Raw genomic sequence first — 14,718 nt, 5'->3', positions numbered from 1 at the left:
CCGTGATGGCGCCATCGCGAGCAAGCTCGCTCCCACAGGTATCGTGGAGAGTTCACTGCATGTGTGAACACCCGATAACCCTGTGGGAGCGAGCTTGCTCGCGATTGGATCTTGACCGTTATACAAGGCTCGGATCAGAACCACGCATCTTGCATCCCCAGGCACGTATCATCCCGCGCCTCCAGCAACGCCAGCTCATGCTGGCATCCCGGCACTTCCCACGTCAGGAAATACCGCGCCGCCTGCAACTTGCCTTTATAGAAGTCGACATCCGCCGCATTTCCTCTGGCCAACCCTTCCTCGGCCCGAATCGCCTGTTCCAGCCAGCGCCAGCCGATCACCGTGTGCCCGAACACGTTCAGGTACAACGCCGAATTCGCCAGGCTGCTGTTGACCTTGCCCTGAGCCAGATCGGTCAGCAGACCGATGGTTACGCTCTGCAGACGCGCCACCAGTTTCTCCAGTGGCTCACGCAACGTAGTCAACGACTCGTGCGCCACTGCGCGCTCGGCGGTATCGGCAATCAGTCGGATCAGTTGCTTGAGCCCGGCGCCGCCGTTCTGCGCCAGTTTGCGTCCCAGCAAGTCCAGCGACTGTATGCCGTGGGTGCCTTCGTGGATCGGGTTCAGACGGTTGTCGCGGTAATACTGCTCCACCGGGTATTCGCGGGTGTAACCGTGGCCGCCGAGAATCTGGATCGCCAGTTCGTTGGCTTTCAGGCAGAACTCCGACGGCCAGGATTTGACGATCGGCGTCAGCAAATCCAATAGCTCGTGAGCCTGTTTGCGCTCGGCTTCGGTCTCAAGCGTGGTGGTGTCATCGAACAGTCGTGCTGCATAAAGACCGAGATCGAATGCCCCTTCGACGTAGGATTTTTGTGTCAGCAGCATGCGTCTGACATCCGCGTGCTGAATGATCGCCACGGGTGCCGTGGTCGGATCCTTGCTGTCCGGCACCCGGCCTTGCGGGCGTTCGCGAGCGTATTCCAGCGAATAAAGGTAACCGGCGTAACCAAGCATCACCGCGCCCATGCCGACGCCGATCCGCGCTTCGTTCATCATCTGGAACATGTAGCTCAAACCGTGATGCGGCTTGCCCACCAGATAGCCGACGCATTCGCCGTTATCGCCGAAGTTCAGCGCTGTGGACGTGGTTCCGCGCCAACCCATCTTGTGGAACAGGCCGGCCAGCAACACGTCGTTGCGCTTGCCGAGGCTGCCGTCATCGTTGACCAGGAACTTGGGCACGATGAACAGCGAAATACCCTTCACCCCGGGCGGTGCGTCCGGCAGTTTGGCCAGCACCATGTGCACGATGTTCTCCGAGAGCGGGTGATCGCCGCCGGAAATGAAGATCTTGTTGCCCTTGAGGCGATAGGTGCCGTCGGACGCAGGCTCGGCGCGGGTACGAATATCCGACAGCGACGAACCGGCATGGGGTTCGGTCAGCGCCATGGTGCCGAAGAAGCGACCGTCGATCATCGGCTGCAGGAAGCGCCGCTTCTGTTCTTCGGTGCCGAAGCTTTCGATCAGGTTGGCCGCGCCCATGGTCAGGAACGGGTACGAGGTCGACGCCGCGTTGGCCGACTGGAAGTGGGCGAAGCAGGCCTGGGACAGCAATGTAGGAAGTTGCATGCCGCCGGCGTCGAAACTGCGCGCCGCGTTGAGGAATCCGGCTTCAAGGAAGGCATCCACCGCCGGTTTCACTTCGGGAATCAGAATCGCCTGACCGTTCTCGTAGCGCGGCTCGTTCTCGTCGCCCTTGCGATTGTGCGGCGCGAAATACTTCTCGGCGATGTTGCGTGCCGTACCGATGGCGGCATCGAAGGTTTCGCGGTTGTGCTCGGCAAACCGCTCGCGCCGGGTCAGGCCCTCGGCATCGAGGACTTCGTAAAGTTCGAAAGCCAGATTGCGGGAACTGAGCAGCGTCTCGGACATGGCGGCCTACCTTTTTTTGGAATGGGCCGAGTCTAGGCGTGCGAATAAAGACTGAACAGGAAGATTGATAACGGTGATGGAGAGGCCAAAAAAATGGGCGCCGGTGAGGGCGCCCATTTCTATGTTGGTGTGCTGATCGTTCCCACGCTCTGCGTGGGAATACCTCAAGGGACGCTCCGCGTTCCAGCCGCGCTGCCAATTTCATCTCTGAAACCGGTGGGACGCGTAGCGTCCCGGGCTGCATTCCCACGCAGAGCGTGGGAACGATCGCGCGAGGGTTCAGCCGATGGTCATCAGGCTGGCGTTACCGCCTGCTGCCGCGGTGTTGACGCTCAGCGCACGCTCGATCACCAGACGCTCCAGCGCAATGTTGGTCTCGCCCTGGGACAGGCCCTGAACCCCGACGATGGCGCCGGCACGCTTGGCGATCTGCTGGCAGACCGCACGCAACTGGTCGGAGTGGCCGTGATGCAGAACCGCATCGAACACCACGTCGTCCTTGTTCCAGTCGGAAACCAGTTTGATCCGCGCCTGAATCTCCTTCGGCAGGCGTGCGAACAATGCCTTGCTGGTGTCGGATTCCGGCCAGACCGCCGAACCGCCCACTGCCAGTACCGCCGCGAGTTGAGTCAGCAGGTCACCTTCGATGTCCGCCAGGCACAGCACATGCTCACGCGGCAGGATCGCGTAGCTGTTTTTCTCACCGGTCGGGCCGGCCAGCACGCGGGTGATACCGCTTTGCGACTGTGCTGCGTACTGCACGCACAGAGTGCTCAAGTCGGCGAACTTGTTGCTGTCGGCCCAGGCTTTCAGGGCAACCAGCGGTTTGCTCAGGGCATCGCGCAGGCGAACGTCCGGTGCCACGGCAGCATCACCGCGAGCGAAGGACTGTTCGATGGCGTCCGCAGGGCGTGTCGACAGCAGGCGGTACAGGTACAGCGGGCCGCCGGCCTTCGGACCGGTACCCGACAGGCCTTCGCCACCGAACGGCTGGACGCCGACCACGGCACCCACGATGTTGCGGTTGACGTAGACGTTACCGGCGTTGACGTTGTCGATCACCTTGGCGATGGTCTCGTCGATGCGGGTGTGCACGCCGAGGGTCAGGCCGTAACCGGAGGCGTTGATCTGGGCGATCAACTGGTCGATCTCTTTACGCTTGTAGCGCACCACGTGCAGCACCGGGCCGAAGATCTCGCGTTGCAGTTCATCGAAGCTTTCCAGTTCGATCAGGGTCGGCATGACGAAGGTGCCGCGTTTGACTTCCTCGGTATCGGCGATGGCCACCTGGTACACATTGCGACCTTTGTCGCGCATGCCCTGGATGTGCTTCTCGATGCCGGCCTTGGCTTCGGCGTCGATCACCGGGCCGATGTCCACGCACAGACGCTCCGGGTTGCCGAGACGGCTTTCAGCCATCGCACCTTTCAGCATTTCGATGACGCGATCAGCGGAATCTTCCTGCAGGCACAGGACACGCAGGGCCGAGCAGCGCTGGCCGGCGCTGTCGAAAGCCGACGACACCACATCGATGACCACTTGTTCGGTCAGTGCCGAAGAGTCGACGATCATCGCGTTCTGGCCACCGGTCTCGGCGATCAGCGGAATCGGACGGCCCTGGTTGTCGAGTCGACCGGCGATGTTGCGTTGCAGCAGGCGCGCGACTTCCGTGGAGCCGGTAAACATCACGCCCTTGACGCGCTCATCGCCTACCAGACCGGCGCCGACGGTTTCACCGCGACCCGGCAGCAGTTGCAGCACGCCTTCCGGAATCCCGGCTTCGAGCAGCAGGCGCACGGCTTGTGCAGCCACCAGCGGCGTCTGTTCGGCCGGTTTGGCCAGCACCGGGTTACCGGCGGCCAGTGCGGCGGCAACCTGGCCGCTGAAAATTGCCAGCGGGAAGTTCCATGGGCTGATGCACACCACCGGACCCAACGGGCGGTGGGCGTCGTTGCTGAAATCGTTGCGCGCCTGCACCGCGTAATAACGCAGGAAGTCGACGGCTTCGCGGACTTCGGCGATGGCGTTGGCGAAGGTCTTGCCGGCTTCGCGGGCCAGCAGGCCCATCAGCGGCTGGATTTCGCCTTCCATCAAGTCAGCGGCGCGCTCCAGAATCGCGGCACGTTCGGCTGGCGGGGTGGCCTGCCAGATCGGTGCGGCGTTCAGGGCGCATTGAATGGCGTTGTCGACGTCTTCGACAGTGGCTTCCTGTACGTGGCCGACCACGTCACGCAAATCGGACGGGTTCAGCACCGGTGTCGGCGCTTCGTTGCTGGAGGCGCAACCGAGCATCGGCGCGGCTTTCCAGTTGTTGTGCGCGGTCGCCAGCAGGGCGCAGGACAGCGATGCCAGACGATGCTCGTTGGCCATGTCGATGCCGCTGGAGTTGGCGCGTTCGGAACCGTACAGGTCACGCGGCAGCGGAATGCGCGGGTGCGGCAGGCCGAAACCACCTTCCACGGTTGCCATCTGCTCGATCTGCGCAACGGGATCGGCCACCAGTTCCTGAATCGAAATCGACTGGTCGGCGATGCGGTTGACGAACGAGGTGTTGGCGCCGTTTTCCAGCAGACGACGCACGAGGTACGCCAGCAGGGTTTCGTGGGTGCCGACCGGGGCGTACACACGGCACGGACGGTTCAGCTTGCCTTCGGAAACCTTGCCTACAACCTGCTCGTACAACGGTTCGCCCATGCCGTGCAGGCACTGGAATTCGTACTGGCCCGGGTAATAGTTCTGACCGGCAATGTGATAAATCGCCGACAGGGTATGGGCGTTATGCGTGGCGAACTGCGGGTAGATGACTTCCGGTACCGACAGCAGTTTGCGAGCGCAAGCGATGTAGGAAACGTCGGTGTACACCTTGCGCGTATAGACCGGATAGCCTTCCAGGCCTTCGACCTGGGCACGCTTGATTTCGCTGTCCCAGTACGCGCCTTTCACCAGACGGATCATCAGGCGATGACGGCTGCGGCGAGCCAGGTCGATCACGTAGTCGATCACGTACGGGCAACGCTTCTGGTAAGCCTGGATCACGAAACCGATGCCGTTCCAGCCGGTCAGTTGCGGTTCGAAGCACAGGCGCTCGAGCAGATCCAGCGACAGCTCCAGGCGGTCGGCTTCTTCGGCGTCGATGTTCAGACCGATGTCGTATTGCTTGGCCAGCAGGGTCAGCGACAGCAGGCGCGGGTACAGCTCGTCCATCACGCGCTCGTACTGCGCACGGCTGTAACGCGGGTGCAGGGCCGACAGCTTGATCGAGATGCCCGGGCCTTCATAAATCCCACGGCCGTGGGACGCTTTGCCGATCGAGTGAATGGCTTGTTCGTACGAGGCCAGGTACTTCTGGGCGTCGTGTTCGGTCAGCGCCGCTTCACCGAGCATGTCGTAGGAATAACGGAAGCCCTTGGCTTCGAACTTGCTCGCGTTGGCCAGGGCTTCGGCAATGGTTTCGCCGGTCACGAACTGCTCGCCCATCAGGCGCATGGCCATGTCGACGCCCTTGCGGATCATCGGCTCGCCGCTCTTGCCGATGATGCGGCTCAGGGACGATGTCAGGCCGGCTTCGTTATGGGTGGAGACCAGTTTGCCGGTCAGCAGCAAACCCCAGGTCGCCGCGTTGACGAACAGCGACGGGCTGTTGCCCAGGTGCGGTTGCCAGTTGCCGGTGCTGATCTTGTCGCGGATCAGCGCATCGCGAGTGCCCTTGTCCGGGATACGCAGCAGCGCTTCGGCCAGGCACATCAGCGCCACGCCTTCCTGGGATGACAGGGAGAATTCCTGCAGCAGGCCTTGAACAATGCCTGCACGACCGCCGGCACTCTTCTGGTTACGCAGTTTTTCCGCGATGGTCGCGGCGAGTTTGTTGGTGGCTTCGGCCATCGGCGCCGGCAGGCGAGCCTGCTCGATCAGCATCGGCACCACTTCCGGCTCCGGGCGACGGTAGGCGGCGGTGATCGAGGCACGCAGCACCGATTGCGGCAGGATGCTTTCAGCGAATTCGAGGAAACATTGGTGGGCGTGATCGGTATGGACTTCACCTGCGTCGTCGGTGTCCTTGGTGGTCAAACCGTTCAGCTCGGTCAGGGTTGCACCACCCTCGAGTTTTTCCAGGTAATTGAAAATCGCCTGCTTGATCAGCCAGTGCGGCGTGCGATCAATCGAGGTTGCGGCGGCCTTCAGGCGCTCGCGGGTCGGGTCGTCGAGTTTGACCCCAAGGGTGGTGGTAGCCATATTTTTATCCTCATGGGTGCCGCAGTTGCGCGGCAGCAGCTGGCGGCAAGATTAGCCGCGAGCTGAAAGAGGTGCAACCGGGTGCAACCCATTTTTTGTCGGAATATTCGGCAACTTGTCAGGAATAAATTTCAGCTTTCGGATGGCCGCTCTAAATCAGTGCTTTCAAGGCGGACGATCCGGTGTCATTGCACCGAATGCGCGCAAAACCGGCGTTTTCCAGCAATAAATACGACGTAGGTGCAACTGATTCCCAAGAAACTGGTTGCACCTGTTTTGCTTTGTTGCATAGGATTCGCGCCCAAGGTGCAACCGGGAAACCCGGTTTACCGGCCAATGGCTTTCCTGGGGAAACATTGGTCATAAATGCGCGGCCGTGCGAATCGTCTGTCAGACATCGGTCTGCAAACGGTGCAACCGCCGCCGCTACATAAAAACAAAGCCAGGGCACGTACGTAATGAGCGCAAGCAATCCAACCCTGATCACGTTCGTGATCTACATCGCAGCAATGGTGCTGATCGGCTTCATGGCCTATCGCTCCACCAACAACCTTTCCGACTACATTCTGGGCGGCCGCAGCCTGGGCAGCGTGGTGACCGCATTGTCCGCCGGCGCTTCCGACATGAGCGGCTGGTTGCTGATGGGCCTGCCGGGCGCCATCTACATGTCCGGTCTTTCCGAAAGCTGGATCGCCATCGGCCTGATCCTCGGTGCCTACCTGAACTGGCTGTTCGTCGCCGGCCGTCTGCGTGTCCAGACCGAACACAACGGCGATGCGCTGACTCTGCCGGATTACTTCTCCAGCCGCTTCGAAGACAAAAGCGGCCTGCTGCGAATCATTTCCGCAGTGGTGATCCTGGTGTTCTTCACCATCTACTGTGCGTCCGGCATCGTGGCCGGTGCCCGCCTGTTCGAAAGTACCTTCGGCATGTCCTACGAGACGGCGCTGTGGGCCGGTGCTGCGGCGACCATTGCCTACACCTTCGTCGGCGGTTTCCTCGCGGTGAGCTGGACCGACACCGTACAAGCCACCCTGATGATCTTCGCCCTGATCCTGACGCCGATCATCGTGTTGCTGGCTACCGGTGGCGTGGACACTACGTTCCTGGCGATCGAAGCCAACGACCCGAGCAACTTCGACATGCTCAAGGGCACCACCTTCATCGGCATCATCTCGCTGATGGGTTGGGGCCTGGGCTACTTCGGCCAGCCGCATATCCTGGCGCGCTTCATGGCCGCTGACTCGGTGAAATCCATCGCCAACGCCCGTCGCATCTCCATGACCTGGATGATCCTTTGCCTGGGCGGAACCGTGGCCGTTGGCTTCTTCGGTATCGCTTACTTCTCGGCGCACCCGGACGTAGCCGCGCCTGTGACTGAAAACCATGAGCGTGTGTTCATCGAGCTGGCGAAGATCCTTTTCAACCCGTGGATTGCCGGTGTGCTGCTGTCGGCGATTCTTGCGGCGGTGATGAGCACCCTGAGCTGCCAGTTGCTGGTGTGCTCGAGTGCCCTGACCGAAGACTTCTACAAGGCTTTCCTGCGTAAATCCGCTTCGCAGCTGGAACTGGTCTGGGTCGGTCGCGCCATGGTGCTGCTGGTTGCGCTGGTCGCCATCGCGATGGCGGCGAACCCGGAAAACCGCGTGCTGGGTCTGGTGTCCTATGCGTGGGCCGGTTTCGGCGCAGCGTTCGGTCCGGTCGTGCTGATTTCCGTGGTCTGGAAAAAAATGACCCGCAACGGCGCGCTGGCCGGCATCCTGGTCGGCGCGATCACCGTGATCGTGTGGAAGCATTTTGAAGTGCTGGGACTGTACGAAATCATCCCCGGCTTCATTTTCGCCAGTCTGACGATCTACCTGGTCAGCCTTATGGGCCAGCCGAGCACCGGCATGGTTCAGCGCTTTGAAGCGGCCGAGAAGGACTTCCATCTGAACAAGTGATGGGAATGAGCTGAGGCTCACGAAAAAACGGCCCGTTTCCTATTGGAAACGGGCGTTTTTTATTGCCTGCAAGTTCTTTGAAAACACCGAGAAACCCTGTGGGAGCGAGCTTGCTCGCGAAGGCGTCCTGTCATTCAAATCTGTTTTTCTGACACACCGCATTCGCGAGCAAGCTCGCTCCCACAGGGATTGGTGATGTTGTTGAAGGAAATGTCTGTAGTCGAATGCGCTGATTTTTGAAGGGGGGATCGACGTTTCAAGTAGGGGAAATCTGATTTTTTAGTCACCTGTCCTGCACCTCTTGCCCCTCATGCAGAATCGCCCGCCTTCATATCGCAGAGAGACATCGGATGTTCGCGCCTGCCAATCAACCGCGTTTCACGTTGACCGTCGAAGGCGCCCGGTTTGACCTCAAAGTGCTTGAGTTCACGGGCAAGGAAGCCATCAGCCAGCCCTATCGCTTTGACCTGGAACTGATCAGCGAGCGACCGGATCTGGACCTTGAAAGCCTGCTGCACTGTCAGGCGTTTCTGAGTTTCGATGGCGCCGGTTCCGGTATCCACGGTCAGATCTATCGGGTCGGACAGGGGGACTCGGGCAAGCGTCTGACCCGCTACCACGTCAGCCTTGTTCCACGCCTGGCTTATCTCGCCCATCGGATCAATCAGCGGATCTTCCAGCATCAGAGCGTGCCGCAGATCGTGACGCAGATCCTCAAGGATCACGCAATTCTGCGCGATGCCTTCGAGTTTCGCCTCGGCAGCGATTACCCGCCCCGTGAGTATTGTGTGCAGTATGCGGAGAGTGATCTGGCGTTCATTCAGCGCTTGTGTGCCGAGGTCGGTATTCATTTCCACTTTCAGCACAGCCCGGACGGGCACCTGTTGGTGTTCGGCGACGATCAGACGGTGTTCCCGCGTCTGGCCGAGCCGACACCGTACCTTCCGGGCAGCGGCATGGCCGCAGCCGCGTCAGCCATCAAGCGTTTCACCGTGCGGGTGGAAACCCGCGCCAGCGTGGTCACCCGGCGTGATTACGACTTCACCAAACCGCGCCTGCCGCTGCAGAGTCGGGTGGAAAGCGAACAGCGCCCGGTGCTGGAGGATTATCACTTTCCCGGCCAGTTCACTGAGCGGGAAACCGGCAAACACCTGGCTCAGCGCACCCTTGAACGACATGTCGCCGACTACCGTCAGGCCGAGGGCCGCAGCGATCAATCCGGCCTGGTCAGCGGACATTTCCTGCAACTGACCGAGCATCCGCGTCAGGATTTGAATGACCTCTGGTTGCTGACCGCTATCGAGCACCATGGCCGACAACCGCAGGTGCTGGAGGAATCGGTCACCAGCGATAGTGAAGAATTCCAGGGTTACCGTAATACCTTTCTCGCCACGCCGTGGGACGTGTTCTTCCGTCCGCCGAAGGGACCGGAAAAACCACGGATGCTCGGTTATCAACCGGCGGTGGTCACCGGCCCGAAAGACAGTGAAATTCATTGCGACGAGTACGGTCGGGTCAAGGTGCAACTGGCCTGGGATCGCGAAGGTGAACTCAACGAGCATTCCAGTTGCTGGCTGCGGGTCGCCAGCGGCTGGGCCCATGACCGTTATGGCAGCGTGCTGATTCCGCGGGTCGGCATGGAAGTGCTGGTGGGGTTCATCGACTCCGATGCCGACAAACCGCTGGTTTTGGGTTGTCTGCCGAACGCCGCGACGCCGGTGCCGCTGGATCTGCCAGCCGACAAGACCCGCAGCATTTTCCGCAGCCAGAGCAGTCCGGGCGGTGGCGGTTACAACGAATTGCGCATCGAAGATCGCAAAGGTGCCGAGGAAATCTACCTGCGGGCCCAGCGAAACTGGACGCAGCATGTGCTGAACGATCAGCAGGTGCAGGTGGACAACCAGCGCAGCGTTGTTGTTACTGGCCTCGCTAAACACGAACTCAAGGCCGATGAACAGCGCATCACCCACGGCCGGCGCCAGACCGAAGTGAAGCAGGACGACCACCTCACGGTGACCGGCGACCGGCACATCCGCGTGAGCAATCAGGCGATCAACGCCAGTGCTCAATTCCACGTCAGCGCCGGCCAGCAGGTGGTGATCGACGGCGGGGCGAGCGCGACAATCCAGGCAGGCGGGCAGTGGATCAACATCGGTCCTGGCGGAATCTTCAGCAGCGTGCCGATTGTTGTGGGTGGTGCGCCGATGGTCGCGATGAGCGCAGCGCCGACCGTGCCGGGGTTGCCAGAAACGCTGACGGCGGCACCGCCAGCACTATTGACGGCCGCACAAATCATGAGTCTCAAGGGAGACGCGCCGTTCTGCGAGGAATGCGAGCGCTGCAAGGAGGGCGTCTGTGCGGCCTGAGCAATGGTTGGAGCATGAGCCGCTGAAGTCGTCGGAACAATTGTTTGCGATCTTCAGTGGTGCCAGTGCGGCGAATCCCCTGGAAGCCTGGCCACTGAATGCACTGGCGCCAAAGCCGGTTTGGGCCGAAACCATCTATGCCGAGTGGGATGCGGTGATGCCTTATGTGGGAATTGTCGACGCAGGCAGTGAGTTTCTGGATTGGGTCGCGACCACCGAGGCGCGTGACTGGGGTTGGCTGGCGGTTTCTTCGGCCAGCCTTGAGGCGGTGCTCGAGCAGTTTCGCAGTTTGACTCAGGTGCTGATGCCGGACGGGAAAGCGGTGTTCTTCCGGTTCTGGGATGGGCGGTTTTTGTTGCCGATCCTTGAGTCGCCCGAAGTGGATGCGGGGCAATTGCTGCCGGTCCTCACGCGAGGCTTGATCAACGGTCAGGCCGTCGAGATCGGGGGCAGGGCGCGGGTCTCGGGTCGAGCGTGTCCTGGGTGGTCGGTGCCGGAAAAGTTGCTGGCGCAGTTCGGCGGTGATGCCCGGATCAGCAACACCTTGCAGTGGTTGAGCGAGGAGCAGCCGGCGTTGTTCGAGGCGTTTCCCGCGGATGCCTTGCGCTGCAAGGTTGTCAGGTTTTTTGCGGTGTCGGCGTCGGACGAATCGTCGGCTTCGGCATTGCTGGACTACTTGCGGGACGAGTCAGAGTGAAATTTCCGGGCAAGGGCATCGGACGTTTCCTGCGAGTTGCGGCGGTTTGCGTGAACTGGTGGGCGCGGTGGTGCGGGGATAGTCTTTGGCTGTCTCCGCAAGTGTGGAGACAGGGCGTAGGAGCCCTGATTTCAGAGCAGTGCATAAGCGTCGTTGCCCGATTTGCGGCAGTCTTCGCTCGACCGTAAGATCCTTTGCGGCGGTTATGCGCGGGCACGCTTCGGCGTGGCTGAGTGCTCTGGTCTCAGTCCTCCTACCCCGCGCATGGCTGCCACCCAATCCGTAGGAGGGGAACGGTGGAAGCTCACTTCACTACCAGAGGTTAAAAAATGAGCAAACTTCATCCCGACCCACCCTACGAACCCTTCATTCCTCACCCCGACAACCGCCTCATGGCGCTGACCAGCAATTGCAGTGACATGCCCACGCTGTTCATCGACACCCACGCCCCGCTCGACATCCTGATGGACGCCGCCAACTACCGGATCCGCGCCGTGATTCAGGTACTGGAAAACATGTGCATGCGCGGCTCGGTCGAGTGCGACTCGGTCATCTTCAGCGACTTCGCCCAGCTCTGTGTGATTCCGCTGCGTGACGGCTGTGATGTGCTGGATGTGATTGGCAAGCGACTACGCGCCATACCGTCCTGACTCGATCGTTCCCACGCTCTGCGTGGGAGCCCGTGACGCTCCGCGTCACATGAGGTGTCAGCCACAACTGCGGTGGGCGCCTGGAACGCGGAGCGTCCCTAGAGATATTCCCACGCGGAGCGTGGGAACGATCATTAGCAAGACTTCACACCAGCACTTTCCAGAGATCCTTCCAGCATCGGTTTGAAAGGATCATTTAGTCAGGCGAGAAGATTTCAGTTTTGCAGATACTGATCCTGCGACTTGATGAAAGCGTCAAATTCTGGGGAGTTATAAATTTCCAGACAAGAATAGAACACGATGTTTTTACCAGTCTGTTTACTGGTTGAGGACGTTTTGAGGTAGGCGCCTGCCATGTATTTCTCAGTCTCAGCATACGGATCATGCGTGACCTCCAGCGTATCTTCATTCTGCAGTATCACGTGTTGCCCCTTGCCCATGGCCGAGTAAGCGCCAATAGCGAGTCCAAGATCCGATTTTATGTCGGACTCAGACTTGAATTGATTCGATATGCAGTTGGCGAGGCCGTAATTCTTCAGTGAGACTCTTGCACTGTTTACTTCGGCCTCACCTGAAAGGGCGCTTCCGGAAATACCCAGAATGCCTAGTGCGACGAGTAGCTGGAATTTCATCCCTTTAACTCCCAGAAGTTGATTTTTTCCAGCTTTACGTCTGGCCGGTCATAGGTATGGCTATCGGGACGATGATAGTCGCTGTTATCTCCGGTGGCGCTGCCATTCCATAAGGTCGCATGGCCGGTCGCATCGCTCCATCCCGTAATCTCCATGATAATGACGCCCTTCTTGCCGTTGATGAAGTCTGCGTTGCTCAGCGTCAACTCGTGATCGGGAGCCCCCCAGTTGTGTTTCAGGAAAGCTAGAAAGTCCGCGACTTTCATGATGTAGGGGAGCTGATCAGCGCCGGCCAGACGATAGATGGATTTGCTGGGAATGATCGTTCCTTTGGGGATTTTGTAACCGCCGTAGTTGAATCCCCTGCTTATCCTCAGAGCGCAGGCGTTTGCATAGGCGTCCGGTTTTTCTGCTCTGGCAGCCTCGACATTGCCCCCGACAAGCGCATAAACATCTATTGAACTTTTAAGACCGACCTCTGCGTAGGCATTCCACAGTGTGCTGAATTTTGGCCTTTTGACGACGATATTGGAGGTCACGCCGCCTGAACTGATATTGACCTGGGCCATTAGATCTCTCCTTCCATATCGAATGCTTCGCCTTGAAAAGCATTCGGGATGATCGCGATTCCTTTCGCTCCGACAGTGCCTGACAACGTCTTTTCTGTCGCGCCACTGATCGTGACAGTTACCGTTTCACCGGGTGAATAGCCGGATGTTTTTACATGAATATTCAGGTCGGTATAGAAACGCGACACCGAGTCCACGGGAATTTGGCTTTCCCCGTACGAGAAGGTTATTCGTTGTATGGCTTTTGGCTTTGGAATAAGGCTGCTTATCGCAGAGAAGCTCGCAGCACTATGTTCACCGCCAGCATAAACAGACGATTGACCGAATAAGAGCGTGTTGGATTTTGGGGGACAGCCGCAGGCGATGTAATCACCTTCGAGTGCAACAGGTCCGGCGGGTAATGTAACTGTTCAAGGGCCCACTGCCACGATAGGGCCCTTGCCTGCGCTGCATGCCGGACAGCTGGCCATGTGGCCGATGGAGGATGTGCTTACGGCGTAATCAATGTTGATTCCAGCGTTCCCTTCCAGCACTGCGCCACCGGTTGAGGTCGGAACGCCGATTCCGATCACCTTTCTTCCCATGTAAATGTCCCTCTTTACAGGTTTTAAGTGCGACCGATCTTCGCATTCCCTTTGTTCAAGGGACGAAGAGTATCTATGGCGAGTTGTTTCTTGATGTTGCTTTTGCCTTTGATCCCATCTACTTCAGCGGGCTCCCACGGATGTACCCGACAGCAAGACCACCCATTCAGCCCCCAACCCCTGACTTGCCGCACGGTAAAAGGTAAACTTCACGGCCCTCGCAGGAGCTGCCATGAATTATCGTCACGCCTTCCACGCCGGCAATCACGCCGATGTGTTCAAACACCTGACCTTGACCCGCCTCATCGCCCTGATGTCGCGCAAGGAGCAGCCGTTTGCCTATCTCGACAGCCACGCCGGCATCGGTCTGTATGACCTGCAGGGCGATCAGGCCAACCGTACCGGCGAGTATCTGGAAGGCATTGCGCGCTTGTGGGACCAGCCGGATCTGCCGGCGCTGACCGCGGACTACATGAAAGTGCTGCACGAGATGAATCCGGATGGCCAGTTGCGCTATTACCCGGGTTCGCCGGAGCTGGCACGGCGTCTGACCCGTTCCCAGGATCGGGTGTTGCTCAACGAGAAGCACCCGGAAGACGGCGTGCTGCTCAAGGACAACATGAAGGGCGACCGTCGTGTGGCGGTGCATCTGGGCGAGGGCTGGCATGTGGCGCGGGCGTTGCTGCCGGTGGCCGAGAAACGTGCGGTGATGTTGATCGACCCGCCGTTCGAGAAACTCGACGAGATGCAGCGTTGCGCCGCATCGTTGAAAGAGGCAATCGGTCGGATGCGCCAGACGGTGGCGGCGATCTGGTATCCGGTAAAGGATCAGCGCGCACTGCGGCGCTTCTATCAGGATCTGGCCGGCACCGGTGCGCCGAAGTTGCTGCGTGTCGAGCTGCTGGTGCATCCGCTGGATACGCCGAACAGCCTGAACGGTTCCGGGTTGGCGATCGCCAATCCACCGTGGGGGCTGGAGGAAGAATTGCGTGAGCTGCTGCCGTGGCTGTCCAAAAAACTTGGGCAGACCCAGGGTGGGTGGCAGATGGATTGGCTGATCGCCGAGAGCTGATCTCTATTGATCGCCGATCGTTCCCACGCTCCGCG

General features: G+C 59.8%; 10 protein-coding genes. 5 read left to right on the top strand and 5 right to left on the bottom strand.

The annotated features are described in order from the left end of the window. Nucleotides 1-134: 134 nt before the first annotated feature. On the bottom strand, nt 135-1,937 hold the full coding sequence (locus tag BBF94_RS07055; protein ID WP_065258330.1) for an acyl-CoA dehydrogenase: 1,803 nt from the start codon (nt 1,935-1,937) through the stop codon (nt 135-137). Nucleotides 1,938-2,216: 279 nt separating this feature from the next. Then, nucleotides 2,217-6,170, bottom strand: coding sequence for a trifunctional transcriptional regulator/proline dehydrogenase/L-glutamate gamma-semialdehyde dehydrogenase (gene putA, locus BBF94_RS07050; RefSeq protein WP_065258329.1), 3,954 nt, complete (start codon nt 6,168-6,170; stop codon nt 2,217-2,219). Between the two features lie 458 nt (nt 6,171-6,628). On the opposite strand from putA, the gene putP reads away from it, so the two are divergent. From putP to BBF94_RS07030, 4 genes are all read left to right on the top strand, one after another. Beyond that, nucleotides 6,629-8,113: a sodium/proline symporter PutP gene (gene putP / locus BBF94_RS07045; protein WP_065258328.1), complete on the top strand. Its 1,485-nt coding sequence runs from the start codon at nt 6,629-6,631 to the stop codon at nt 8,111-8,113. A gap of 350 nt (nt 8,114-8,463) precedes the next feature. Then, nucleotides 8,464-10,479 (top strand): type VI secretion system Vgr family protein, encoded by a 2,016-nt coding sequence (locus tag BBF94_RS07040; RefSeq protein ID WP_065258327.1) that lies wholly within the window; start codon nt 8,464-8,466, stop codon nt 10,477-10,479. Next, on the top strand, nt 10,469-11,176 hold the full coding sequence (locus BBF94_RS07035) for a DUF4123 domain-containing protein (RefSeq protein ID WP_065258326.1): 708 nt from the start codon (nt 10,469-10,471) through the stop codon (nt 11,174-11,176). The genes BBF94_RS07040 and BBF94_RS07035 overlap by 11 nt, the downstream gene beginning before the upstream one ends. Nucleotides 11,177-11,505: 329 nt before the next feature. After that, complete coding sequence (locus BBF94_RS07030; RefSeq protein ID WP_065258325.1) at nt 11,506-11,826, top strand: hypothetical protein; 321 nt, start codon at nt 11,506-11,508, stop codon at nt 11,824-11,826. A gap of 215 nt (nt 11,827-12,041) precedes the next feature. On the opposite strand, the gene BBF94_RS07025 is transcribed toward BBF94_RS07030, so the two are convergent. From BBF94_RS07025 to BBF94_RS28130, 3 genes are read right to left on the bottom strand one after another with little or no spacing between them, the layout of a single operon-like run. Next, nucleotides 12,042-12,458, bottom strand: a complete 417-nt coding sequence (locus BBF94_RS07025) for a hypothetical protein (RefSeq protein WP_065258324.1) — start codon at nt 12,456-12,458, stop codon at nt 12,042-12,044. Continuing rightward, entirely contained in the window at nt 12,455-13,027 is a 573-nt protein-coding gene (locus BBF94_RS07020) for a type VI secretion system amidase effector protein Tae4 (protein WP_065258323.1), read from the bottom strand. The genes BBF94_RS07025 and BBF94_RS07020 overlap by 4 nt, the downstream gene beginning before the upstream one ends. Then, nucleotides 13,027-13,215 (bottom strand): hypothetical protein, encoded by a 189-nt coding sequence (locus BBF94_RS28130; RefSeq protein ID WP_225875039.1) that lies wholly within the window; start codon nt 13,213-13,215, stop codon nt 13,027-13,029. Before BBF94_RS28130 ends, BBF94_RS07020 begins: the two co-directional genes overlap by 1 nt. Nucleotides 13,216-13,843: 628 nt before the next feature. Between BBF94_RS28130 and BBF94_RS07015 the strand changes: the two genes are divergently transcribed. Continuing rightward, nucleotides 13,844-14,683, top strand: coding sequence for a 23S rRNA (adenine(2030)-N(6))-methyltransferase RlmJ (locus tag BBF94_RS07015; protein WP_065258322.1), 840 nt, complete (start codon nt 13,844-13,846; stop codon nt 14,681-14,683). Nucleotides 14,684-14,718 lie beyond the last annotated feature (35 nt).

The sequence above is a fragment of the Pseudomonas bananamidigenes genome, from assembly GCF_001679645.1.
In the GTDB taxonomy this organism is placed as follows: domain Bacteria; phylum Pseudomonadota; class Gammaproteobacteria; order Pseudomonadales; family Pseudomonadaceae; genus Aquipseudomonas; species Aquipseudomonas bananamidigenes.
Note: the sequence above shows the minus strand (reverse complement) of the source record. Positions and strands in the feature narration are given on the sequence as shown.

Bases quoted from the DNA above. Each gene is read 5' to 3' on its own strand.
- BBF94_RS07055 (WP_065258330.1), bottom strand. From the start codon at position 1,937: ATGTCCGAGACGCTGCTCAGTTCCCGCAATCTGGCTTTCGAACTTTAC.
- putA (WP_065258329.1), bottom strand. From the start codon at position 6,170: ATGGCTACCACCACCCTTGGGGTCAAACTCGACGACCCGACCCGCGAG.
- putP (WP_065258328.1), top strand. From the start codon at position 6,629: ATGAGCGCAAGCAATCCAACCCTGATCACGTTCGTGATCTACATCGCA.
- BBF94_RS07040 (WP_065258327.1), top strand. From the start codon at position 8,464: ATGTTCGCGCCTGCCAATCAACCGCGTTTCACGTTGACCGTCGAAGGC.
- BBF94_RS07030 (WP_065258325.1), top strand. From the start codon at position 11,506: ATGAGCAAACTTCATCCCGACCCACCCTACGAACCCTTCATTCCTCAC.
- BBF94_RS07025 (WP_065258324.1), bottom strand. From the start codon at position 12,458: ATGAAATTCCAGCTACTCGTCGCACTAGGCATTCTGGGTATTTCCGGA.
- BBF94_RS07020 (WP_065258323.1), bottom strand. From the start codon at position 13,027: ATGGCCCAGGTCAATATCAGTTCAGGCGGCGTGACCTCCAATATCGTC.
- BBF94_RS07015 (WP_065258322.1), top strand. From the start codon at position 13,844: ATGAATTATCGTCACGCCTTCCACGCCGGCAATCACGCCGATGTGTTC.